Here is a 21,450-nt window from a genome sequence, read left to right as displayed (position 1 = left end):
GACTCTCCGCGATGGATGAACGTATCGATGTGGTGGTGGTGGGCGGCGGCGTCATCGGCCTGTGCACCGCGCTCTCGCTGGTCGAGGCCGGGCGCAGCGTCCGCCTGCTCGAGGCGAGGACGCTCGGCAGCGGCAGCTCGCACGGCAACTGCGGCACGCTGACGCCCAGCCATGCTTTCCCGCTGGCGGCGCCGGGCACCATCGGCCGCGCGCTGCGCTGGATGTTGACGCCCGACGCGCCGTTCTACGTCGCGCCGCGCCTGGATCCGCGCCTGTGGCAGTGGCTGTTGGGCTTCGCCAGCCGCTGCAACGCGCGCGACTGGAAGACGGCGATGACCGCCAAGGCGGGCCTGCTCAACGATTCGATCCAGGTCTTCCCCGATTGGGTGGCGCGCTACGCGCCCGGCTCGGAGTTCAGCGAAGGCGGCACCGACTACGTGTTCCGCGACGCGCGCGAGCTCGAGATCGCCGCGCGCGACCTGCCGCACCTGGCCGAACTCGGCGTCCACGGGCAGCTGATCGACGGCGCCGAGTACGAGCGCCAGGACCCCGCCTTCAAGCCGGGCCTGGTCGGCGCGCTGCACTTCCCCGGCGACGCCCACCTGCGCCCCGACCGCTATGTCGCCGGCATGGCCGACGCGCTGCGCGCGCTGGGCGGCGTGATCGACGAGGGCTGGGACGTCACCGCCATCGACGAGGACGCCGACGGCGTCGTGGTCCACGGCAGCCGCGGCAGCGTGCGTGCGCGCGAGGTCGTGCTGGCCACCGGCGCCTGGTCGACCACGCTGATGCGCTCGGCCGGCCTGGGCGCGGTCCCGGTGCAGCCGGGCAAGGGCTATTCGATCACCTACGACCGCCCGGCCCTGGTGCCGAAGCGGCCGGTGATCCTGCACGAGCCCAGCGTCTGCGTGACCGTCTGGGACAGCGGCTACCGCCTGGGCAGCACGATGGAGATGTCGGGCTACAGCACCGACCTCAACCCTCGCCGGCTGCAGGCGCTGGAGCGCGGCGCGGCCGTGTTCCTGCACGACCCGGTCGGTCCGGTGAAGCGCGAGGAGTGGTACGGCTGGCGCCCGCTGAGCGTCGACGACGTGCCGATCATCGGCCGCGTGCCGGGCCGCCGCCGCGCCTGGGTCGCGACCGGCCACGGCATGATGGGCGTCAGCATGAGCCCGGCCACCGGGCAGCTGGTCGCCGACATGATCACCGGCAACACGCCGCGGATCGATCCCGCTCCGTATTCGCCGGAGCGCTTCCGGTGAGCGCCGCCCGTCGCCTCCACGTCGATCTCGCCGTGGTGGGTGGCGGGTCCGGCGGCCTCGCGGCCGCCTTCCGCGCCGCCAGCCACGGCGCGCGCGTCGCGCTGCTGGAGCCGGGCGAGCTCGGCGGCACCTGCGTCAACGTCGGCTGCGTGCCGAAGAAGGCGATGTGGCTGGCCGCAGACCTCGGCGCGCGCCTCGGCCACGCAAAGGCGCTGGGCTTCCCGGTGGAGCCGGCCTGCCCGGACTGGGCGCAGCTGGTCGCCAGTCGCCAGGGCTACATCGCCAACATCCATGCCAGCTACCGCCGTCGCATTGACGAGGCCGGCATCGTGCTGCTGCCGGCGCGCGGGCGCCTGGCCGGGAACGGCCGCGTCGACTGCGACGACGGCACCCAGGTCGAGGCGGAACACATCCTGCTCGCCACCGGCGGCCGCCCGGTGCGGCCGGACATTCCCGGCGCGGAGCTGGGCATCGATTCCGACGGCTTCTTCGCGCTCTCCGCGGCGCCGGCGCGCGTGGCGATCATCGGCGGCGGCTACATCGGCGTGGAGCTGGCCGGCGTGCTGCAGGCGCTGGGCAGCCAGGTCGAGCTGTTCGTGCGCGGCGACGACCTGCTCAAGGGCTTCGATCCCGACGTGGTGGAGCGCCTGCGCGGCAACATGCACCAGGCCGGCATCGCGCTGCACTTCGGCTATTCGCTGGCGGCGCTGGAGCCGGGCGAGGGCGGCGGCGTGCGCCTGCGCGAGCGGGGCGGCGACGCCGGCAATCCATTCGACGCGGTGATCTTCGCCACCGGGCGGCGGCCGAACACCGATGGCCTCGGCCTGGAGGCCGCCGGCGTGCGCACCGCGGACGACGGCCACATCGAGGTCGACGCCTACCAGGCTACCAGCGCGGAGCGGATCCATGCAGTCGGCGACGTCACCGGCCGGCTCGCGCTGACGCCGGTCGCGATCGCGGAAGGCCGGCGCCTGATGGATCGCCTCTTCGGCGGCGATACGGACGCGTGCGTCGACCACGCCCAGGTGCCGACGGTCGTGTTCTCGCATCCGCCGCTGGGCAAGGTCGGCCTGACCGAGGCCGAGGCGCGCGAACGCTTCGGCGGCGACGCGGTCAGCTGCCACCGCACCACCTTCCGCCCGATGCTGCATGCGCTGGCCGACGTGCAGCAACACAGCATGTTCAAGGCAGTGTGCGTGGGCGAAGAGCAGCGCGTGGTCGGCCTGCACCTGGTGGGCGAGGCCGCCGACGAGATCCTGCAGGGCTTCGCGGTCGCGGTGAAGATGGGCGCGACGCTCGCCGACTTCCACGCCACCGTGGCGATCCATCCCACCAGCGCCGAAGAGATCGTGCTGCTGCGCTGAGCGGTTAGCATCGGGGGATGGACATCCTCACTCTCCACCGCGGCCCCCGGCCGCTGCTGGTCAGCCTGCCGCACGACGGCACCCGCGTGCCCGACGCGATCGCCGCGCGCCTCACCGACAGCGCGCGCGGCGTGCCGGACACCGACTGGCACGTGTCGCGCCTGTACGACTTCGCGCGCGGGATCGGTGCGTCGGTGCTGGTGCCAACGCATTCGCGCTACGTCGTCGACCTCAACCGCGGTGAGGACGACACCTCGCTGTATCCGGGCCAGAACACCACCGGCCTGTGCCCGGTGCGCCAGTTCGACGGCAGCCCGGTGTACCTGGACGGGCAGGAACCGACGGAAGGCGAGGTGCGCGCGCGGGTCGAGGCGTACTGGCGGCCCTACCACGACGCGCTGGCCGGCGAACTCGACCGCCTGCGTGCGGAGCACGGTCGCGTGGTGCTGTGGGAGGGCCACTCGATCCGCGGCGAGCTGCCCTGGCTGTTCCCCGGGCGGCTGCCTGACCTCAACCTCGGCACCGCCGGTGGCGCGAGCTGCTCGCCCGAACTGGCCGAACGCCTCGCGCGCGCGCTGGCCCGGCAGGACGGCTACGACTGGGTCGCCAACGGCCGCTTCAAGGGCGGGCACATCACCCGGCACTACGGCCGGCCGGAGCTCGGCGTGGAGGCGGTGCAGCTCGAGATCGCGCAGCGCTGTTACATGGACGAAGCGAGCTTCGAGTGGGACGCGGCGAAAGCGGCGCAGCTGCAGGAGGTGCTGCGCGGGCTGCTGGAGGCGGCGCTGCACGCCTGACCCCGCAGCACTCTCCGACTGTAGGAGCAGCTATAGCTGCGACCCCGGAAACTCGGTCACCGGGAGTGCCCTGCCAGGACGGTCGCAGCTATAGCTGCTCCTACAGGTGCAGGGCGGAGAGGTGCAGGGGGGAAGAGGTGCGATGTGGCCAGTCGGCTCAGACGTCCAGCGTCGCGAGGTCGCCCTTTTCCTCCAGCCAGGCCTTGCGGTCGGATGCGCGCTTCTTGGCCAGCAGCATGTCCATCAGCGAGCGCGTCTGGTCGGCATCGTCGACGGTCAGCTGCACCAGGCGACGGGTGTCTGGGTGGATGGTGGACTCGCGCAGCTGCGGCGGGTTCATCTCGCCCAGGCCCTTGAAGCGGGTCACGTTGACCTGGCCCTTGAGCTTCTCGCGGGCGATCTTCTCCAGCAGCAGGCGCTTCTCCTCCTCGTCGAGCGCGTAGAACACCTGCTTGCCCACGTCGACGCGGTACAGCGGCGGCATCGCCACGAACACGTGGCCGGCGCGCACCAGCGCGGGGAAATGGCGCAGGAACAGCGCCGCCAGCAGGGTGGCGATGTGCAGGCCGTCGGAGTCGGCGTCGGCGAGGATCACCACCTTGCCGTAGCGCAGGCCGGAGATGTCGTCCCTGCCCGGGTCGCAGCCGATGGCGATGGCGAGGTTGTGCACCTCCTCGCTGGCCAGCACCGACGTGGAGGCGACCTCCCAGGTGTTCAGGATCTTGCCGCGCAGCGGCATGATCGCCTGGAAATCCTTGTCGCGGGCCTGCTTGGCGCTGCCGCCCGCGGAGTCGCCCTCGACCAGGAAGAGTTCGGTGCGCGAGAGGTCCTGGCTGATGCAGTCGGCCAGCTTGCCGGGCAGGGCCGGGCCCTGGGTGACCTTCTTGCGGACGATCTGCTTCTCGGTCTTCAGCCGCGCGCTGGCGCGGTCGATGGCCAGCTGGGCGATCTTCTCGCCGAGTTCGACGTGGCTGTTGAGCCAGAGCGTGAACGCGTCCTCGGCGGCGCCCTCGATGAAGCCCGCGGCCTGGCGCGAGCTCAGGCGCTCCTTGGTCTGGCCGCTGAACTGCGGGTCGCTCATCTTCAGGCTGAGCACGAAGCTGACCCGGTCCCAGACGTCCTCGGGTGCCAGCTTCACGCCGCGCGGCAGCAGGCTGCGGAATTCGCAGAACTTGCGCAGCGCGTCGGTGAAGCCGGAGCGCAGGCCGTTGACGTGGGTGCCGTGCTGGGCGGTCGGGATCAGGTTGACGTAGCTCTCCTGCACCAGCTCGCCGTCGGGGATCCACGCGGCCGCCCAGTCCACCATCTCGGTGTCCTTCTTCAGGCTGCCCAGGAACAGCTCCGGCGGCAGCGGCTCGCGGCCACTGAGCTCGCCGGCGAGGTAATCGCGCAGGCCGTCGGCGTAGTGCCATTCGTCGCGCTCGCCGCTGGCCTCGTCGAACAGGGTCACCGTCAGGCCCGGGGCCAGCACGGCCTTGGCGCGCAGCAGGTGGCGCAGGTGGCGGATCGCGAACTTCGGGCTGTCGAAGTACTTCGGATCCGGCCAGAAGCGCAGGCGGGTGCCGGTGTTGCGCTTGCCCACCGTGCCCACGACTTCCAGGGGACTGGCGACGTCGCCGTCGCGGAAGGCCATGCGGTACTCGCTGCCGTCGCGCTTGATGTGGACCTCGACCAGGGTCGAGAGCGCGTTCACCACGCTCACGCCCACGCCGTGCAGGCCGCCGGAGAAGGCGTAGTTGCGGTTGTTGAACTTGCCGCCCGCGTGCAGGCGCGTGAGGATCAGCTCGACGCCCGGGACCTTTTCCTCGGGGTGGATGTCCACCGGCATGCCGCGGCCGTCGTCGGAGACCTCGCAGCTGCCGTCCTTGTGGAGGGTCACCGAGATCGCGCGGGCGTGACCGGCCAGGGCCTCGTCGACCGCGTTGTCGATGACCTCCTGGGCCAAGTGGTTGGGCCGGGCGGTGTCGGTGTACATGCCGGGCCGGCGCTTGACGGGGTCCAGGCCGGAGAGGACTTCGATGTCGGCGGCGTCGTAGCGGGAGCTCATCGGCAGGTCTGGCAGGGCGTTGGCAGGAGAAGCCGACCAGAATGGCGGCCGGGCAGGGTGGGGTCAAGGCGCGTATTGACCGCGGTCAATGGCCGGGGGCGCCGCCCGGGCGAGCATGCGGAGCCACCGCAAAGGAGCCCTCTCCATGACCGCTTCGACCGACGACTACGCCGATCTCCACCAGAGCTACGGCCGCTGCCTGCGCGACCGCGACTTCATCGGCCGCTTCTACGAGGTGTTCCTGGCCAGCAACCCGGACGTGCCGCCGCTGTTCGCCCACACCGACTTCAGCAAGCAGCGGATGGCGCTGCGAAAGGGCATCACCATGGCCATCTTCCACGCCGGAGGCAGCCGGGTGGTGGATCGCGGGATCGGCGAAATGGGCGCGGTCCACGCCCGCGACGGGCGCTGCCCGGTGCCCGCGGCGCTGTACGGCGACTGGATCGCCAGCCTGCTGGAAGTGGTGGAGGCGACCGATCCGGAGGCGACGCCGGAGCTGATGGCGCGTTGGCGCGAGGCCATGGGCGTGGTCGTGGAAACCTTCAAGGCCCGCGACGCGGCCCCGCTGCCGCTGCCGCAGACGCCGGCGCAGGACAGCGCGCGCGGCCTGTTTTCGCGGGTGATGCAGGGGCTGCGTCCGCAGCAGGCCTGAATCCCGGCGCATTGCCGGGCGCCGGGCGGCCTGTCAAGCGGTCGCCCCGGTCACCGCCAGCCGGTAGACTATGGCTTTCCTGCGGCAGCCTGACCATGACTCCCCTGATCTTCGTCACCGGCGGCGTGGTGTCCTCGCTTGGCAAGGGCATCTCGGCGGCATCGCTGGCGGCCATCCTCGAAGCCCGCGGCCTGCGGGTGACGATGATGAAGCTCGACCCCTACATCAACGTCGACCCGGGCACGATGAGCCCGTTCCAGCACGGCGAGGTCTACGTCACCGACGACGGCGCCGAGACCGACCTGGACCTCGGCCACTACGAGCGCTACGTCAACGTGCGCCTGTCGGGGAAGAACTCGATCACCACCGGCAAGATCTACGAGCACGTGATCCGCAAGGAGCGCCGCGGCGACTACCTCGGCGCCACCGTGCAGGTGATCCCGCACATCACCGACGAGATCAAGCGCTGCATCGACACCGCCACCCAGGGCTTCGACGTCGGCCTGGTGGAGATCGGCGGCACCGTGGGCGACATCGAATCGCTGCCCTTCCTCGAGGCGATCCGCCAGATCCGCACCGAGCGCGGCCCGGACAAGGCGATCTTCATGCACCTCACGCTGGTGCCCTACATCGCGGCGGCCGGCGAGCTCAAGACCAAGCCCACCCAGCATTCGGTGAAGGAACTGCGTTCGATCGGCATCCAGCCCGACGTGCTGCTGTGCCGCAGCGAGCAGCCGCTGCCCGACAGCGAACGCCGCAAGATCGCCCTGTTCACCAACGTGTCCGAGAAGGCGGTGATCTCGCTCGTCGACCTCGACAACATCTACAAGATCCCCGCGTGGCTGCAGACCCAGGGCCTGGACGCCTTCGTGGTCGAGCGCCTGCGCCTGGCCGACAAGGCCGCGGCGGTGGCCGACCTGTCGGAATGGCAGGCGGTGGTCGAGGCGACGCAGCATCCGATCGACGAGGTCACGATCGCCGTGGTCGGCAAGTACGTCGACCACAAGGACGCCTACAAGTCGGTGGCCGAGGCCCTGCGCCACGGCGGCATCCGCCAGCACACCCGGGTGAACCTGAAGTGGCTGGAATCCCAGGACATCGAGCGCGACGGTGCCGAGGCCACCCTGGCCGGCGTCGACGGCGTGCTGGTGCCGGGCGGCTTTGGCGACCGCGGCTTCGAGGGCAAGGTGCTGACCGCCAGGCACGCGCGCGAGACCGGGCTGCCGTACTTCGGCATCTGCTACGGCATGCAGGCGGCGGTGGTCGACTTCGCCCGCCACGTGGCCGGGCTCGAGGGCGCCAACAGCACCGAGAACGACCGCCAGACCCCGCATCCGGTGATCGGCCTGATCACCGAGTGGCGCACCAAGACCGGCGAGGTCGAGCGCCGTGGCGAGGACAGCGACCTGGGCGGCACCATGCGCCTGGGCCTCCAGGAGCAGCGCCTGAAGCCGGGCACCCGGGCCCGCGCGATCTACGGCAGCGACGTGGTGGCCGAACGCCATCGCCACCGCTACGAGTTCAACAACCGCTACCGCACCCAGCTGGAAGACGCGGGCCTGGTGATCAGCGCCAAGTCCATGGACGACCTGCTGGTGGAGATGGTCGAGCTCCCGGAGCACCCCTGGTTCATCGCCTGCCAGGCGCACCCCGAGTTCACCTCCACCCCGCGCAGCGGCCACCCCCTCTTCATCGGCTTCGTCCGCGCCGCGCGCGAGCGCAAGGCCGGCGGGAAGCTGCTGAAGGAAGCCAGCGCGTGAAGAAGAGCCTTGCCACGGATGAACGCGGATGACGCGGATTTACGCGGATGAAGCGCAGCATGCGTGGTTCGGGACGGCCGCGGGCGCTACTGCTCCGTCCACGGCATCTGCTTTGGCTCCATCCGTGAAAATCCGCGTCATCCGCGTTCATCCGTGGCAAAAAAAGGCTTTTCAATGAACCTTTGTGGCTTCCAGGTCGGGCTTGATCAGCCGTTCTTCCTCATCGCCGGGCCCTGCGTGGTCGAGAGCGAGCAGCTGCAGCTCGACGTGGCCGGGCAGCTGAAGGAGATCACCGGCGCGCTCGGCATCAACTTCATCTTCAAGTCGAGCTTCGACAAGGCCAACCGCACCTCGGGCACCGCCTTCCGCGGGCCGGGCATGGAGGAAGGCCTGCGCGTGCTGGGCGAAGTGAAGCGCCAGATCGGCGTGCCGGTGCTGACCGACGTGCACGAGTACACGCCGATGGACGAGGTCGCGAGCGTGGTCGACGTGCTGCAGACCCCGGCATTCCTGGTGCGCCAGACCGACTTCATCCGCAAGGTGTGCGCGGCCGGCAAGCCGGTGAACATCAAGAAGGGCCAGTTCCTCTCGCCCTGGGACATGAAGCCCGTGGTGGAGAAGGCGAAGTCGACCGGCAACCAGGACATCATGGTCTGCGAGCGCGGCGCCAGCTTCGGCTACAACAACCTCGTGAGCGACATGCGCAGCCTCGCGGTGATGCGCGACACCGGCTGCCCGGTGGTGTTCGATGCCACCCACTCGGTGCAGCTCCCGGGCGGGCAGGGCACCTCCAGCGGCGGCCAGCGCGAATTCGTGCCGGTGCTGGCGCGCGCGGCGATCGCCGTGGGCGTGTCCGGCGTTTTCATGGAAACCCATCCGGATCCGGCGAAGGCGCTGAGCGACGGCCCCAACGCCTGGCCGCTGCCGAAGATGCGCGCCCTGCTCGAAACCATGCTCGAACTCGACGCGGTCACCAAGCGTGGTGGCTTCCTCGAGAGCGACATCTGAAAAGCCTTGCCACGGATCACACGGATAACGCGGATTTACACGGATAGAGCAAAAGCAGTTCGTGTTTGCGACTCGCCACTGTAGGAGCAGCTATAGCTGCGACCCAGAGGTCTGGGGAATCCGGCTATCGCAGCTATAGCTGCTCCTACAGAAGAGATGCTTTTGCTTTATCCGTGTAAATCCGCGTCCATCCGCGTAAATCCGTGGCAAAAATGCTCTTCCCGCAGTTCCACCTACGAAGCGACCAAGCGAGACCATGACCAATATCACCCGCATCCATGCCCGTGAAATCCTCGACAGCCGTGGCAATCCCACGCTCGAAGCCGAGGTGACCCTCGCCGATGGCGCGTTTGGCCGGGCCATGGTGCCCTCGGGCGCCTCGACCGGCACCCGCGAGGCGGTGGAGCTGCGCGACGGCGACAAGACCCGCTACCTGGGCAAGGGCGTGACGCAGGCCGTGGCCAACGTCAACGGTGCCATCGCCGATGCGCTGAAGGGCTTCGATGCCGCCGACCAGGCCGGCCTCGACAAGCGCCTGATCGATCTCGACGGCACCGACAACAAGGGCCGCCTGGGTGCGAACGCGCTGCTGGGCGTGTCGATGGCGGCCGCGCACGCGGTGGCGTCCTCGCGCCGGATTCCGCTGTGGCAGCTGCTGGCCGGCGACCGCGCGCCGGTGCTGCCGGTGCCGATGATGAACATCATCAACGGCGGCGCGCACGCCGACAACAACGTCGACCTGCAGGAGTTCATGGTGCTGCCGGTGGGCTTCGATTCGTTCTCCGAGAGCCTGCGCGCGGGCACCGAGATCTTCCACGCGCTGAAGTCGGTGCTGAAGGGCCACGGCCTGTCGACCGCGGTCGGAGACGAGGGCGGCTTCGCCCCCGACCTGCGCAGCAACGTCGAGGCGCTCGACACCATCCTCGAGGCGATCTCCAAGGCCGGCTACCGCGCCGGCGACGACGTGCTGCTGGGCCTGGACGTGGCGTCGAGCGAGTTCCACGACAACGGCAAGTACCACCTGGTCGGCGAGGGCAAGCGCCTGTCGGCCGAGCAGTTCACCGACTTCCTCGCCTCCTGGTGCGACCAGTACCCGATCGTGACCATCGAGGACGGCATGGCCGAGGCCGACTGGGACGGCTGGAAGCTGCTGACGCAGCGCCTGGGCGACCGCGTGCAGCTGGTGGGCGACGACCTGTTCGTGACCAACCCGGCGATCTTCCGCGAGGGCATCGACAGCGGCACCGCCAACGCCATCCTGATCAAGGTCAACCAGATCGGCACCCTCACCGAGACCCTGGAAGCCATCGCGATGGCCGACAGGGCCGGCTACGCCGCGGTGGTCTCGCACCGCTCCGGCGAGACCGAAGACACCACCATCGCCGACATCGCGGTGGCCACCACGGCCACCCAGATCAAGACCGGTTCGCTGTGCCGCAGCGATCGCGTGGCCAAGTACAACCAGCTGCTGCGCATCGAGGAGGCGCTGGGCGACAGGGCCCGCTTCGCCGGCCGCGACGCCTTCGTCTCGCTGAAGCGCTGACGCCACGCCGATGCGCACCCTGCGGATCGTGCTGGTGGTGCTGGTCGCGCTGCTGGCGTGGCTGCAGTACCGGCTGTGGTTCGGCAGCGGCGGCAACCAGGAGGTCGCCGCCCTGCAGGGCCAGGTCGAGCAGCAGGCGCGGCAGAACGAGGGCCTGCGCGACCGCAACGCGGCGCTGGCCGCGGAGGTCGCCGATCTCAAGTCGGGCGAGGCGGCGATCGAGGAGCGCGCACGCGCCGAGCTGGGCATGATCCGGCCGGGCGAAGTCTTCTACCGGGTGGTGGACCGCGCGCAGCCTGCCGCGACGGCGCCGGCGGTGGACACGGAGGAAGAGGCGCAGTGAGTTCGAACGGTTCCATCCGCGCGCAGGCCGTCGTCCCGTGACCTGGGTGGTGGTTCCCGCCGCCGGCCGCGGCGTGCGCTTCGGCGGCGAGCTGCCCAAGCAGTACCTGCAGGTCGCCGGCGAGCCGCTGATCGCGCACAGCCTGCGCGCGCTGTTCGCGCATCCGGGCGTCAAGGGCGCGGTAGTGGCGCTGGCGGCGGGCGATGCGCACTGGCAGGGCTGGAGCGACGGCAGCGGCCGACCGGTGATCGCCTGCATCGGCGGCGGCACCCGTGCCGAATCGGTGCTGGCCGGCCTGGCCGCGCTGCCCGACGAGGTTCGCGCCGACGCCTTCGTGCTCGTGCATGACGCCGCGCGCCCGAACCTGCGCCTGTCCGACCTGTCCGCGCTGCTCGAGCGCGGGCGCGAGGATCCGGTGGGCGCCATCCTCGCCACGCCGGTGCGCGACACGCTCAAGCGCGCCGGCGACGACGGCGGCATCGATGCCACCGAGCCGCGCGAACGCCTGTGGCGCGCGCAGACGCCGCAGCTGTTCCGCCGCCTGCAGCTGCGGCGCGCGCTGGAGGCCGCGGCCGCCGACGGCGTCGAGGTGACCGACGAGGCCATGGCCATGGAGCGCCTCGGACTGCGGCCCCTGCTCGTCGAGGGCGCCGAGGACAACCTCAAGGTGACCACGCCGGCCGACCTGGCGTATTTCGAATTCCTGCTGGAGAGGAGGGCGCGATGACCATCCGCATCGGCCACGGTTACGACGTCCATGCCTTCGGCGAAGGCGACCACGTGATGCTCGGCGGGGTGCGCGTGCCGCACTCCCGCGGCCTGGTCGCGCACAGCGACGGCGACGTCATCCTGCACGCGCTCTGCGACGCGATCCTGGGCGCGCTGGCGCTGGGCGACATCGGCGTGCATTTTCCGCCCTCGGACGAGCGCTGGAAGGGCGCCGACAGCCGCGCGCTGCTGCGCCACTGCGTGGCCCTGGCCGCCGCGCGCGGCTGGAAGGCCGGCAACGTCGACGCCACGGTGATCTGCGAGCGACCGAAGGTCGGCCCGCACGCGCAGGCGATGCGCGAGGCGATCGCGGCCGATCTCGGCATCGCGCTCGATGCGGTGAGCGTGAAGGCGACCACCAGCGAACGCCTGGGCTTCATCGGCCGCGAAGAAGGCATCGCCGCGCAGGCGGTCTGCCTGCTCGTGGCGGCGTGAGCGTCGGCAGCGGCGCGGGTGGTGCTCGCGCCGCGTCCGATGAAGCCGGCGCGGGGCCGCCGACGGACGTCCTCCCGCGTGCGCACGGCGCGCCGGTCCTGGCGGCGCGCATCCGCGCCGCGCCGGAGGACTTCGACGTCACCGAGCTCGACGGCTTCGCCGCCAGTGGGGCCGGCGAGCACCTGCTGCTGACGATCGAGAAGCGCGGCATGAACACCGCCTTCGTCGCGCGGCTGCTCGCCGAATGGGCCGGCGTGGACGAGCGCGCGGTCGGCTACGCCGGACTCAAGGATCGCCACGCGGTGACGCGGCAGCGCTTCAGCGTGCAGCTGCCGGGACGCGAGGCGCCGGACGTCGCGGCACTGGAGCGCGACGATGCGGCCAGCGGTCAGCGGCTGCGCGTGCTCGACCAGGCCCGGCATGCGCGCAAGCTGCCGCGCGGGGCGCTGGCCGGCAACCGCTTCGTGCTCGTGCTGCGCGAGGTCGAAGGCGACCACGACGCGATCGAGGCGCGACTGGAGGCGATCGCCGCGCGCGGCGTGCCCAACTATTTCGGCGAACAGCGCTTCGGCCACGGCGGCGGCAACGTCGACAAGGCGCGACGCATGTTCGCGGGCCTGCGCGTGCGCAAGGACGAGCGCGCGCTGCTGCTGTCGGCGGCGCGCTCCGAGCTGTTCAACAGGGTGCTCGCGGCGCGCGTGGCCAGTGGCCGCTGGGACCGTCCGCTGGAAGGTGAAGCCTGGATGCTCGACGGCAGCCGCAGCGTGTTCGGCCCCGAGCCGTGGAGCGACGTGCTGGCCGCCCGCCTGGCGGCGTTCGACATCCACCCGAGCGCGCCGCTGTGGGGGCGCGGCGAGCTGCGCAGCGCGGCCGACGCGAAGGCGCTGGAGCTCGCCGCGCTGGCCGATCCCGCAAGCCTGTCGTTGAGGGCGGGGCTCGAGGCCGCAGGCCTGGCCCAGGAACGCCGGGCGACGCGGCTGCGTCCCGAAGGGCTGGCCTGGCAGTGGCTGGCGGACGACGTGCTGGAGCTGCGCTTCCCGCTGCCTGCCGGCACCTATGCCACCTCGGTGCTGGCCGAACTCGGCCCCGTGCACGAGCCCGGGACGCCGCGCCGGCCGTCCGTCGGAAACTGATCGGCGGCACTGGCCGGCCGCATGGCGCGGGTATATGTGGAGTTGCGCGCCGGAGATCGCGGCGCGCCCACAGGAGAAGGCCATGAACAGGTTCATCCAGTCAGCCCTGGTGGCATCCGCGGCGATGGTGCTGTCGGCATGCGCCAGCAGCGGCGGCATGGCGTCGGCCCCGACTCCCGCTCCGCAGCAGCAGGGCGAGCGCATCCTGACCGACGTGGAGTACGTTTCGAACGTCGAGCGGCGCGCGCGCGACCGCGGCGTCGTCGTGCAGTGGGTCAATCCGCCGCAGAAGCGCTTCGTTCCGGCTCTAGCGTCGCGTTGATCCCCTCAGCGCCTGGCGAGCAGCACGAGCACCGCGCCGGTCCCGCCCTGGGCGGCCGGCGCGGAATGGAAGGCCAGCACGTCCGCGCGCTGGCGCAGGACGCGGTCGACCACGTTCTTCAGCACCGGCAGGCTGTCGCTGGAATTGAGGCCCTTGCCGTGGACCACGCGCACGCAGCCGAACCCGGCGTCGCGGGCCTCGGCCAGGAAGCGCCGCAGGAGCGATTCGGCCGTGGCGGCGTCGACGTGGTGGAGGTCGAGTTCGTCCTGGGCGGCGTACATCCCCAGTGACAGCCGCTTGAGCGTGCGCGGCGGCACCTGGTCGCGCCGGTGCGACAGCACGTCGCCGCGTTCGATGGAGAAGCCTTCGCCGCGCCCCAGGCGGAAATCCTCGCGCGCCTGCGCCTCGTCGCGCTCGGCCATGCGCGCGCGCGGCCGCGGCCGGGGGCGCTCGGGGGGCGCCGGCGCGTCGGGCAGCGCGCGCACCGGGCCGACCGCGGCGCGGAACAGCGCCGCGTCGTCGTCGTCTCCGTCGCGTTCTTTACCCGGTCCGGCCATCCCGCAAGCCTAGCGCGGGGGACCGGTGCCGTCGCGTTCCGTTATCATGAACGCAATGAAAATCCTCGTTAGCAACGACGACGGCGTCGACGCCCCGGGCATCCACGCACTCGCCGCGGGCCTGCGTGCCGCGGGCCACGAGGTCGTCGTCGTCGCGCCGGACCGCGACCGTTCCGGCGCCAGCAATTCGCTCACCCTCGACCTGCCGCTGCAGGCCGTGCAGCTGGACGCCGGCACCTGGCGGGTGCACGGCACGCCCACCGACTGCGTGCACGTGGCGATCACCGGCATGCTCGAGGACGACCCCGACATCGTGGTCTCCGGCATCAACAACACCGCCAACCTCGGCGACGACGTGATCTATTCCGGCACGGTGGCCGCGGCGATGGAAGGCCGCTTCCTGGGCCTGCCGGCGGTCGCGGTGTCGCTGGTGACGCGCGACCACCAGGGCCGGCACTACGAGAGCGCCGCGCGCGCCGCGGTCGAGATCGTCGCGCGCCTCAAGGCCGACCCGCTGCCCGCCGACACCATCCTCAACGTCAACGTGCCCGACCTGCCGTGGTCGGAGATCGAGGGCTTCGAGGTCACCCGGCTGGGCAACCGCCACCGCGCCGAGGCCTGCATCCCGGCCAAGGATCCGCGCGGCCGCCACTTCTGGTGGATCGGCGGCGCCGGCGCCGAGGCCGACTCCGGCCCGGGCACCGATTTCCACGCCGTCCGCACCCGCCACATCGCCATCACCCCGATCCAGGTCGACCTGACGCGCTACCAGGCGCTGGAGCAGGTCGCGGCCTGGGTCGGCGGCCTCGAGGAGGCGCTGCGCAACGGAGGCCAGGCATGACGCCGCGGTTGCGCCTGCAGCCGGAGGCGCTGGGCATGGGCATGACCTCGCAGCGCGTGCGCGACCGCCTGATCGAGCGCCTGCGCGGCAACGGCATCAGCGACGAACGCGTGCTCAACGCGATCCGCACCGTGCCGCGCCACCTGTTCATCGACGAGGCCCTGGCCACGCGCGCCTACGAGGACACCGCGCTGCCGATCGGCCACGGCCAGACCATCTCGCAGCCCTGGGTGGTCGCGCGCATGACCGAGGCGCTGTTCGCCGACGGCGCGCAGCCGGCGCGCGTGCTCGAGGTCGGCACCGGTTCCGGCTACCAGGCCGCGATCCTCGGCGCCCTGGGTCTGCAGGTGTACACCGTCGAGCGCATCGGCGACCTGCTGCGCGTCGCGCGCAAGCGCTTCCGCTCGCTTGGCCTGAACGTGCGCAGCAAGCACGACGACGGTCGCGTCGGCTGGCCGGAGGAGGCGCCCTTCGACGGCATCCTGGTCACCGCAGGCGCCCCGGCCCTGGTCGACGCGCTGACCGCGCAGCTCGCGCCCGGCGGCGTGCTGGTCGCGCCGGTGGGTGCGGCGGGCGCGCAGTCACTGCTGCGCCTGCGCAAGGACGCCGACGGCCACGTCGTGCAGGACACGCTCGCGGCCGTCGCCTTCGTGCCGCTCCTCTCCGGACTGGTGGACTGAGGCCATGGCCCGACCGGTCCCGCCGTCCCCGCCACCGGACGAGCAGTCGCTGCGCAGCCAGCTCGAGGGCATCATCGAGCGGCTGCCGAGCGGCTCGATGAGCCTGGGCGAGCTGCTCGCGGTGATCGGCGACGAAGGCCTGCTGGTGCTGTCGATCCTGCTGACCCTGGTGTTCCTGATCCCGGTGTCGATCCCGGGCGTGAGCACGGTGTTCGGCGCCGCCATCCTGCTGGTGGGCCTGAGCCGCGTCTCGGGGCGCCCGCTGTGGGTGCCGGAGAAGCTGGCCGCGCGGCAGCTGCCGGCCGATCGCCTGCGCCCGGCGCTCGCCGGCGGCATGTCGTGGGTGCGCCGGCTCGAACGCATCAGCCGCCCGTACCGGATGCCGTCGCTGGTCGACGGCCGCGCGATGGGGTTGTTCAACAACCTCGCCTTCATCTTCGCCGCGCTGCTGCTGATGGCGCCGTTCGGATTCGTTCCGTTCAGCAACACCATCCCCGCGATCGCGCTGCTGCTTTACGCTGTGGGCTTCATCCAGCGCGATGGCGGTGCCGTGCTGCTTGGCCACCTCGCCACCATCGGCACCGTGGTCTATTTCAGCGTGCTGATCGGTGGCGGAGGCCTGGCGCTGACGCACCTGTGGCAGCGCTTCGCCGGGTGACCGGTTCCGCCTTGCCCGAGCGCGTCACGTCACAGATGGAGGTTTTCCCGCGCATGCCCCCGTTCCGCCGATCCGCCCGCATCGCCCTGGTTCCGTTCGTCGCGCTGGTGCTGGCGCTCGCCGGCTGCGGCACGAGCAAGGTGGTCCGCGAGGGCGGGTCCGGCGCGGCGCGCACCTCGACGCCGAAGCCGGGGCAGACGGTCACCGTGCGCCGCGGCGACACGCTCTACCGCCTCGCGGTCAACAACGGCATCAGCGCGCTCGACCTCGCGATGTGGAACGGCGTGCAGCCGCCCTACACGATCTATCCGGGCCAGACGCTGCGCCTGTATCCGTCCGGCTCGTCGGGTACTCGCGGCCGCGCATCCACGTCGACGCCCGCGTCCGCCAGCCGCGGCACCGCGCGCCAGCCCACCGACCGCCGCGGACGCGTGGTCCAGCCGACGCAGTCACCGCCGCAGCCCACCGGCCCCGCGCCGGTGCGCAGCGCGGTGGCCTGGCGCTGGCCGGCCGATGGTGGCCTGGTCAGCCGCTACGTCGAGGGCGATCCCACGAAGCAGGGCATCGGCGTCGCCGGTTCGGCCGGACAGGCGGTGCGCGCCGCCGGCGACGGCGTGATCGTGTACTCGGGTTCGGGCCTGGTCGGCTACGGCGAGCTGGTCATCATCAAGCACGACGAGCAGTGGCTGTCGGCCTATGGCCACAACCGCAGGCGCCTGGTGGGCGAGGGCGATCGCGTCAAGGCCGGCCAGCAGATCGCCGAGATGGGACGCACCGGCGCCGACCGCGACATGCTGCACTTCGAGATCCGCTACAACGGCAAGCCGGTCGATCCGCTGCGCTACCTGCCGCAGCGCTGACCGCTGCGCGAGTCGTTCACGCCGCCGCCGCGGTGGGCGGGTGCGCGGCTCAGCCGCCCGACAGGATGAAGCCCGCCACCACGCGCCGGCCTTCGCTGGCCAGCACGTTGAAGGTGCGCGCGGCCGCGGCGTTGGTCATCGCCTCCAGGCCGACGCCGCGGGCCAGGCACGCGGCCATGGTGCGCGGCGGCGGGAAGGCCTGCGCGTCGCCGGTGCCGAGGATGATCACTTCCGGATCGAGGGCGAGCAGCGGCTCGAGCTGCGCGGGCGCCAGGCTGGCGATCGGGGCCGCGGCCCAGTCCTCGACCAGCCGGGTGGGCGAGACGATGAAGCTCGCGCCCAGGCGGCGGTCGTTGACCAGTGCCGAGCGGCCATCGGCGCCGCGCAGCACGTATTCATAGTCGGGGCGTTCCTGGACGAGGTCCATCGCGCGTCGTGTCCTCAGCCGCGCGGAAGCACGATCTGGCGCTTCTCGCGGTTGGGCCGGTAGAGCACGGCGACATGGCCGATGCGCTGCACCAGCGCCGCGCCGGTGCGCTCCACCAGGCCGCCGATCAGCGCGTCGCGCTCCTCGCGGTCGGCCGCGCCCACCTTCACCTTGATCAGCTCGTGGTGGTCCAGCGCGCCGTCGATCTCCGCCACCAGCGCATCGGTGACACCCTTGCCGCCGACCTGGAGCATCGCCTTGAGCCCATGGGCCTGTCCGCGGAGGAAGCGGGTCTGGGCGGCGGTGAGCTCGACGGTCATGGGGGCTGCGGTCAGGTTCGAGGGGGTGCGCAGGGTATCATGACCGGCCCCCGCCCCTTGCCGACGCGATGGCCACCCGCAGCAAAAGCAGCCAGCGCTGGCTCCAGGAACACTTCAACGACCCCTTCGTGAAGAAGGCACAGGCCGAAGGCCTGCGTTCGCGCGCCGCCTACAAGCTGGAGGAGCTGGTCGAGCGCGACCGCCTGCTGAAGCCGGGCATGACCGTGGTCGACCTCGGTGCCGCCCCGGGGGGCTGGTCGCAGTGGGTCCGCCAGGCCCTGGGCGACGGCGGCCGGGTGATCGCGCTGGACATCCTCGACATGCCGCCGCTGGCCGGGGTGGAGTTCATCCACGGGGACTTCAGGGAGGACGCGGTACTGTCCCGGCTGGAATCCAGCCTTGCCGGCGCGTCCGTGGACCTTGTCTTGTCCGACATGGCCCCCAACAAGAGTGGTGTGAACGCCGTCGACCAGCCGCGGGCCATGTACCTGGCCGAGCTTGCGATGGACTTCGCCGACCGGCACCTGCGTCCGGGCGGCGACTTCCTGATCAAGCTGTTCCACGGCGCCGGCTTCGACGACTACGTGCGCGAGCTGCGCCGGCGTTACGCGAAGGTGGTGGTCCGCAAGCCCGCGGCCTCCCGCCAGCGTTCGCCGGAAGTCTATGCGCTGGCGCAGGGCAAGCTGGCCCGGATGAAGTAAATTGGCGGCACCGCCGCGGAGAGTGGAATGAACGACCTGGTCAAGAATCTGATGCTGTGGGTGGTGGTCGCCGTCGTGCTGATGGTGGTCTTCAACAGCTTCAGCCCCAAGGTGCCCGGCAGCCAGGAGGTCATGTACTCGCAGTTCATGACCGAGGTGCGGACCGACCGCATCAAGGCCGTGGACATCGCCAGCGACGAGCGCTCGGTGCAGTTCCAGCGCAAGGACGGCACCACCGGCATCACCACGGCGCCGCGCCGCGACGACCGCATGGTCGACGACCTGATGAACCACAACGTCGAGATCAAGCAGGCGCCGCCGGAGTCGGGCGTCACGCTGTGGTCGCTGCTGCTCAACTTCCTGCCGGTGCTGCTGATCATCGGCTTCTGGTTCTTCATGATGCGGCAGATGCAGCAGGGCGGCAGCAAGGGCGCGATGTCCTTCGGCCGCTCGCGCGCCAAGCTGCTGGGCGACGACCAGGTCAAGGTGACCTTCGCCGACGTCGCCGGCTGCGACGAGGCCAAGGAAGAGGTGTCCGAGCTGGTCGAGTTCCTGCGCGATCCCTCGCGCTTCCAGAAGCTCGGCGGCAAGATCCCGCGCGGCGTGCTGATGGTCGGCCCCCCGGGCACCGGCAAGACGCTGCTGGCCAAGGCCATCGCCGGCGAGGCCAAGGTGCCGTTCTTCTCGATCTCGGGCTCCGACTTCGTCGAGATGTTCGTGGGCGTCGGCGCCAGCCGCGTGCGCGACATGTTCGAGCAGGCCAAGAAGCACGCCCCGTGCATCATCTTCATCGACGAGATCGACGCCGTCGGCCGCCACCGCGGCGCCGGCCTGGGCGGCGGCCACGACGAGCGCGAGCAGACCCTCAACCAGCTGCTGGTCGAGATGGACGGCTTCGAGGGCGGCGAGGGCGTGATCGTGATCGCGGCCACCAACCGTCCCGACGTGCTCGACCCGGCGCTGCTGCGCCCGGGCCGCTTCGACCGCCAGGTGGTGGTCGGCCTGCCCGACGTGAAGGGCCGCGAGCAGATCCTCAAGGTGCACATGCGCAAGGTGCCGCTGGCCGACGACGTCGACGCCATGGTGGTCGCGCGCGGCACGCCCGGCTTCTCCGGCGCGGACCTGGCCAACCTCGTGAACGAGGCGGCGCTGTTCGCCGCGCGCGAGAATTCGAAGGACGTCCGCATGGACCACTTCGACCGCGCGCGCGACAAGATCCTGATGGGCGCCGAGCGCCGCTCGATGGCGATGAGCGAGGACGAGAAGACGCTGACCGCCTACCACGAGGCCGGCCACGCCATCGTCGGCCGCCTGGTGCCCGAGCACGACCCGGTCTACAAGGTCACGATCATCCCGCGCGGCCGCGCGCTGGGCGTGACCATGTACCTGCCCGAGGGCGACAAGTACTCGATGAACCGCGTCGCGCTGGAGTCGCAGCTGTGCTCGCTGTACGGCGGCCGCGTCGCCGAGGAGCTGATCTTCGGCGAGGACAAGGTCACGACCGGCGCCTCCAACGACATCGAGCGCGCGACCAAGATCGCCCGCAACATGGCGACCAAGTGGGGCCTGTCCGACGAGCTCGGCCCGATCGCCTATGGCGAGGAGGAGGACGAGGTGTTCCTCGGTCGCTCGGTGACCCAGCATAAGAACGTCTCCGACGACACGGCCCGGCGCATCGACGAAGTGGTGCGCGGCATCCTCGACCGCGCTTACGCCCGCACGTCGACGATCCTCAAGGAGAACATCGACAAGCTGCACGCGATGGCGAAGCTCCTGCTCGAATACGAGACCATCGACGTGCCGCAGATCGACGCCATCATGGAAGGCCGCGAGCCGCCGCCGCCGATGGGCTGGAGCAAGCCGCTGCCCAAGGGCGACGACGACGGCGACGACAGCGGCAAGCGTCCGCTGTCGATCTCGCCGGATCCGGCACCGCAGGCCTGAGCAATACCGGAGGGGCGGGCAACCGCCCCTTCTTCTTTCGCGGAAGGTGACGCGGATCGCGCGGACCCACGCGGCCCTCCGCGACAACCCCTCTCCCCGCAATCGGAGCGCCCCATGTTCGACACCGTCCCGAGCCTCGACTGCGCCGGCCGGCCGCTGCGCCTCGATCGGCCGCGGGTCATGGGCATCGTCAACGTCACGCCGGATTCGTTTTCCGACGGCGGTGACCATTTCGACGTCGATGCCGCGGTGGCCCACGGACTGCGGCTGGCGGAGGAGGGCGCCGACATCCTCGACGTTGGTGGCGAGTCCACGCGGCCCGGCTCCGAGGGCGTTGGCGCGGAGGAGGAGATCCGCCGCGTGGTGCCGGTCATAGAACGCCTGGTGCGCGAGACCGCGCTGCCGGTCAGCATCGACACCTGGCGCCCGGAGGTGATGCAGGCCGCGGTCGCGGCCGGCGCGGGGATGATCAACGACATCCGCGCGCTGCGCGCCGAAGGCGCGCTCGAGGCCGCCGCGGAGCTGGGCGTGCCGGTCGTGCTGATGCACATGCTGGGCGAGCCGCGTTCGATGCAGGAGGCGCCGGAGTACGACGACGTCGTCGGCGACGTGCACCGCTTCCTCGCCGAGCGCATCTTCGCCGCCGAGATGGCCGGCATCCCGCGCAGGCGCATCGTCGCCGATCCCGGCTTCGGCTTCGGCAAGACCACGCAGCACAACGTCACCCTGCTGGCGCGGCTGGAGCGCTTCGCCGAACTCGGCGTGCCGGTGCTGGCCGGGCTGTCGCGCAAGCGCAGCATCGGCGAGCTCACCGGCCGGGACGACGCGAAGGCGCGCGTGCACGGCTCGGTGGCCGCGCACCTGGTCGCCGCCCAGCGCGGCGCGATGCTGCTGCGCGTGCACGACGTCGCGGCCACCGTCGACGCGCTCAGGGTGCTCGCGGCCGTGGACGCGGTCCCGTTGCCGCGCGTGCCCGCGGCCGCCGCGCCCATGACCATCGACTGGCCCGACTGAGCGCGCGCTCGCGT

23 protein-coding genes are annotated in these 21,450 nt (G+C 71.1%); 19 read left to right on the top strand and 4 right to left on the bottom strand.

Features of this window, described 5'->3' with window-relative positions:
• The first annotated feature begins 11 nt into the window (after positions 1-11).
• The 3 genes from H9645_RS12080 to hutG are packed head-to-tail and all read left to right on the top strand — an operon-like array spanning position 12 to position 3,423.
• A complete protein-coding gene (locus H9645_RS12080) occupies positions 12-1,262 on the top strand; it encodes an NAD(P)/FAD-dependent oxidoreductase (RefSeq protein ID WP_191729936.1) in 1,251 nt (416 codons plus the stop codon).
• Positions 1,259-2,626: a glutathione-disulfide reductase gene (gene gorA / locus H9645_RS12075; RefSeq protein WP_191729935.1), complete on the top strand. Its 1,368-nt coding sequence runs from the start codon at positions 1,259-1,261 to the stop codon at positions 2,624-2,626. Before H9645_RS12080 ends, gorA begins: the two co-directional genes overlap by 4 nt.
• A gap of 17 nt (positions 2,627-2,643) precedes the next feature.
• A complete protein-coding gene (gene hutG, locus H9645_RS12070) occupies positions 2,644-3,423 on the top strand; it encodes an N-formylglutamate deformylase (RefSeq protein WP_191729934.1) in 780 nt (259 codons plus the stop codon).
• A 157-nt stretch (positions 3,424-3,580) separates the two neighbouring features.
• Here the strand turns inward: hutG and parE are convergent, their stop codons facing one another.
• On the bottom strand, positions 3,581-5,470 hold the full coding sequence (parE, locus tag H9645_RS12065; RefSeq protein ID WP_191729933.1) for a DNA topoisomerase IV subunit B: 1,890 nt from the start codon (positions 5,468-5,470) through the stop codon (positions 3,581-3,583).
• A 145-nt stretch (positions 5,471-5,615) separates the two neighbouring features.
• Between parE and H9645_RS12060 the strand changes: the two genes are divergently transcribed.
• The 9 genes from H9645_RS12060 to H9645_RS12020 all read left to right on the top strand — a co-directional run bounded on the left by H9645_RS12060 (position 5,616) and on the right by H9645_RS12020 (position 13,434).
• The gene (locus tag H9645_RS12060; protein WP_191729932.1) at positions 5,616-6,122 is read left to right on the top strand and encodes a globin; all 507 of its coding nucleotides are present in this window, start codon (positions 5,616-5,618) and stop codon (positions 6,120-6,122) included.
• 95 nt (positions 6,123-6,217) lie between these two features.
• Positions 6,218-7,882 carry a CTP synthase gene (pyrG, locus tag H9645_RS12055; RefSeq protein WP_191729931.1) on the top strand — a complete coding sequence of 555 codons (1,665 nt, stop codon included), beginning with the start codon at positions 6,218-6,220 and terminating at the stop codon, positions 7,880-7,882.
• A 174-nt stretch (positions 7,883-8,056) separates the two neighbouring features.
• Positions 8,057-8,890, top strand: coding sequence for a 3-deoxy-8-phosphooctulonate synthase (gene kdsA, locus H9645_RS12050; protein ID WP_191729930.1), 834 nt, complete (start codon positions 8,057-8,059; stop codon positions 8,888-8,890).
• Positions 8,891-9,146: 256 nt separating this feature from the next.
• The gene (gene eno / locus H9645_RS12045; protein ID WP_191729929.1) at positions 9,147-10,433 is read left to right on the top strand and encodes a phosphopyruvate hydratase; all 1,287 of its coding nucleotides are present in this window, start codon (positions 9,147-9,149) and stop codon (positions 10,431-10,433) included.
• A gap of 10 nt (positions 10,434-10,443) precedes the next feature.
• Positions 10,444-10,776 carry a cell division protein FtsB gene (ftsB, locus tag H9645_RS12040; protein ID WP_191729928.1) on the top strand — a complete coding sequence of 111 codons (333 nt, stop codon included), beginning with the start codon at positions 10,444-10,446 and terminating at the stop codon, positions 10,774-10,776.
• 37 nt (positions 10,777-10,813) lie between these two features.
• Positions 10,814-11,503: a 2-C-methyl-D-erythritol 4-phosphate cytidylyltransferase gene (gene ispD, locus H9645_RS12035; RefSeq protein ID WP_191729927.1), complete on the top strand. Its 690-nt coding sequence runs from the start codon at positions 10,814-10,816 to the stop codon at positions 11,501-11,503.
• Positions 11,500-11,979: a 2-C-methyl-D-erythritol 2,4-cyclodiphosphate synthase gene (ispF, locus tag H9645_RS12030; protein ID WP_191729926.1), complete on the top strand. Its 480-nt coding sequence runs from the start codon at positions 11,500-11,502 to the stop codon at positions 11,977-11,979. Before ispD ends, ispF begins: the two co-directional genes overlap by 4 nt.
• On the top strand, positions 11,976-13,112 hold the full coding sequence (truD, locus tag H9645_RS12025) for a tRNA pseudouridine(13) synthase TruD (RefSeq protein ID WP_191729925.1): 1,137 nt from the start codon (positions 11,976-11,978) through the stop codon (positions 13,110-13,112). Before ispF ends, truD begins: the two co-directional genes overlap by 4 nt.
• Positions 13,113-13,194: 82 nt before the next feature.
• Positions 13,195-13,434, top strand: coding sequence for a hypothetical protein (locus H9645_RS12020; protein ID WP_191729924.1), 240 nt, complete (start codon positions 13,195-13,197; stop codon positions 13,432-13,434).
• A 5-nt stretch (positions 13,435-13,439) separates the two neighbouring features.
• On the opposite strand, the gene H9645_RS12015 is transcribed toward H9645_RS12020, so the two are convergent.
• Positions 13,440-13,991, bottom strand: a complete 552-nt coding sequence (locus H9645_RS12015) for a Smr/MutS family protein (RefSeq protein WP_191729923.1) — start codon at positions 13,989-13,991, stop codon at positions 13,440-13,442.
• A gap of 55 nt (positions 13,992-14,046) precedes the next feature.
• Here H9645_RS12015 and surE point away from each other — a divergent pair, with 55 nt between their 5' ends.
• Genes surE through H9645_RS11995 form a run of 4 tightly spaced genes read left to right on the top strand, consistent with a single transcriptional unit; the run spans position 14,047 to position 17,030 of the window.
• Entirely contained in the window at positions 14,047-14,832 is a 786-nt protein-coding gene (gene surE, locus H9645_RS12010) for a 5'/3'-nucleotidase SurE (RefSeq protein WP_191729922.1), read from the top strand.
• Positions 14,829-15,512 (top strand): protein-L-isoaspartate(D-aspartate) O-methyltransferase, encoded by a 684-nt coding sequence (locus H9645_RS12005; protein WP_191729921.1) that lies wholly within the window; start codon positions 14,829-14,831, stop codon positions 15,510-15,512. Before surE ends, H9645_RS12005 begins: the two co-directional genes overlap by 4 nt.
• A 4-nt stretch (positions 15,513-15,516) precedes the next feature.
• Positions 15,517-16,170: an exopolysaccharide biosynthesis protein gene (locus H9645_RS12000; RefSeq protein ID WP_191729920.1), complete on the top strand. Its 654-nt coding sequence runs from the start codon at positions 15,517-15,519 to the stop codon at positions 16,168-16,170.
• Positions 16,171-16,205: 35 nt separating this feature from the next.
• The gene (locus tag H9645_RS11995; protein ID WP_191729919.1) at positions 16,206-17,030 is read left to right on the top strand and encodes a peptidoglycan DD-metalloendopeptidase family protein; all 825 of its coding nucleotides are present in this window, start codon (positions 16,206-16,208) and stop codon (positions 17,028-17,030) included.
• Positions 17,031-17,079: 49 nt separating this feature from the next.
• Here H9645_RS11995 and H9645_RS11990 read toward each other — a convergent pair whose 3' ends face one another.
• Together H9645_RS11990 and yhbY are read right to left on the bottom strand one after the other, a co-directional pair.
• Positions 17,080-17,457 carry an Mth938-like domain-containing protein gene (locus H9645_RS11990; protein WP_191729918.1) on the bottom strand — a complete coding sequence of 126 codons (378 nt, stop codon included), beginning with the start codon at positions 17,455-17,457 and terminating at the stop codon, positions 17,080-17,082.
• A gap of 14 nt (positions 17,458-17,471) precedes the next feature.
• Positions 17,472-17,777: a ribosome assembly RNA-binding protein YhbY gene (gene yhbY, locus H9645_RS11985; protein WP_191729917.1), complete on the bottom strand. Its 306-nt coding sequence runs from the start codon at positions 17,775-17,777 to the stop codon at positions 17,472-17,474.
• Positions 17,778-17,845: 68 nt separating this feature from the next.
• Here yhbY and rlmE point away from each other — a divergent pair, with 68 nt between their 5' ends.
• From rlmE to folP, 3 genes are all read left to right on the top strand, one after another.
• Positions 17,846-18,478, top strand: a complete 633-nt coding sequence (gene rlmE, locus H9645_RS11980) for a 23S rRNA (uridine(2552)-2'-O)-methyltransferase RlmE (RefSeq protein ID WP_191729916.1) — start codon at positions 17,846-17,848, stop codon at positions 18,476-18,478.
• A gap of 27 nt (positions 18,479-18,505) precedes the next feature.
• Complete coding sequence (gene ftsH, locus H9645_RS11975; RefSeq protein ID WP_191729915.1) at positions 18,506-20,422, top strand: ATP-dependent zinc metalloprotease FtsH; 1,917 nt, start codon at positions 18,506-18,508, stop codon at positions 20,420-20,422.
• Positions 20,423-20,536: 114 nt separating this feature from the next.
• A complete protein-coding gene (folP, locus tag H9645_RS11970; protein ID WP_191729914.1) occupies positions 20,537-21,436 on the top strand; it encodes a dihydropteroate synthase in 900 nt (299 codons plus the stop codon).
• The last annotated feature ends 14 nt before the right edge of the window (positions 21,437-21,450 follow it).

Source organism: Luteimonas colneyensis (assembly GCF_014836665.1).
In the GTDB taxonomy this organism is placed as follows: domain Bacteria; phylum Pseudomonadota; class Gammaproteobacteria; order Xanthomonadales; family Xanthomonadaceae; genus Luteimonas; species Luteimonas colneyensis.
The sequence above is the reverse complement of the archived record's forward strand: the minus strand, read 5'-3'. Positions and strand labels throughout refer to the sequence as shown.

What these genes read in the sequence shown, in the direction of transcription:
- pyrG (WP_191729931.1), top strand. Translation starts at nt 6,218, where the DNA reads ATGACTCCCCTGATCTTCGTCACCGGCGGCGTGGTGTCCTCGCTTGGC.
- H9645_RS12000 (WP_191729920.1), top strand. Translation starts at nt 15,517, where the DNA reads ATGGCCCGACCGGTCCCGCCGTCCCCGCCACCGGACGAGCAGTCGCTG.
- surE (WP_191729922.1), top strand. Translation starts at nt 14,047, where the DNA reads ATGAAAATCCTCGTTAGCAACGACGACGGCGTCGACGCCCCGGGCATC.
- ftsH (WP_191729915.1), top strand. Translation starts at nt 18,506, where the DNA reads ATGAACGACCTGGTCAAGAATCTGATGCTGTGGGTGGTGGTCGCCGTC.
- H9645_RS12080 (WP_191729936.1), top strand. Translation starts at nt 12, where the DNA reads ATGGATGAACGTATCGATGTGGTGGTGGTGGGCGGCGGCGTCATCGGC.
- H9645_RS12015 (WP_191729923.1), bottom strand. Translation starts at nt 13,991, where the DNA reads ATGGCCGGACCGGGTAAAGAACGCGACGGAGACGACGACGACGCGGCG.
- H9645_RS12060 (WP_191729932.1), top strand. Translation starts at nt 5,616, where the DNA reads ATGACCGCTTCGACCGACGACTACGCCGATCTCCACCAGAGCTACGGC.
- yhbY (WP_191729917.1), bottom strand. Translation starts at nt 17,777, where the DNA reads ATGACCGTCGAGCTCACCGCCGCCCAGACCCGCTTCCTCCGCGGACAG.
- eno (WP_191729929.1), top strand. Translation starts at nt 9,147, where the DNA reads ATGACCAATATCACCCGCATCCATGCCCGTGAAATCCTCGACAGCCGT.
- H9645_RS12005 (WP_191729921.1), top strand. Translation starts at nt 14,829, where the DNA reads ATGACGCCGCGGTTGCGCCTGCAGCCGGAGGCGCTGGGCATGGGCATG.
- H9645_RS12020 (WP_191729924.1), top strand. Translation starts at nt 13,195, where the DNA reads ATGAACAGGTTCATCCAGTCAGCCCTGGTGGCATCCGCGGCGATGGTG.
- kdsA (WP_191729930.1), top strand. Translation starts at nt 8,057, where the DNA reads ATGAACCTTTGTGGCTTCCAGGTCGGGCTTGATCAGCCGTTCTTCCTC.
- parE (WP_191729933.1), bottom strand. Translation starts at nt 5,470, where the DNA reads ATGAGCTCCCGCTACGACGCCGCCGACATCGAAGTCCTCTCCGGCCTG.
- hutG (WP_191729934.1), top strand. Translation starts at nt 2,644, where the DNA reads ATGGACATCCTCACTCTCCACCGCGGCCCCCGGCCGCTGCTGGTCAGC.
- H9645_RS11995 (WP_191729919.1), top strand. Translation starts at nt 16,206, where the DNA reads ATGGAGGTTTTCCCGCGCATGCCCCCGTTCCGCCGATCCGCCCGCATC.
- ispF (WP_191729926.1), top strand. Translation starts at nt 11,500, where the DNA reads ATGACCATCCGCATCGGCCACGGTTACGACGTCCATGCCTTCGGCGAA.
- H9645_RS11990 (WP_191729918.1), bottom strand. Translation starts at nt 17,457, where the DNA reads ATGGACCTCGTCCAGGAACGCCCCGACTATGAATACGTGCTGCGCGGC.
- rlmE (WP_191729916.1), top strand. Translation starts at nt 17,846, where the DNA reads ATGGCCACCCGCAGCAAAAGCAGCCAGCGCTGGCTCCAGGAACACTTC.
- ftsB (WP_191729928.1), top strand. Translation starts at nt 10,444, where the DNA reads ATGCGCACCCTGCGGATCGTGCTGGTGGTGCTGGTCGCGCTGCTGGCG.
- folP (WP_191729914.1), top strand. Translation starts at nt 20,537, where the DNA reads ATGTTCGACACCGTCCCGAGCCTCGACTGCGCCGGCCGGCCGCTGCGC.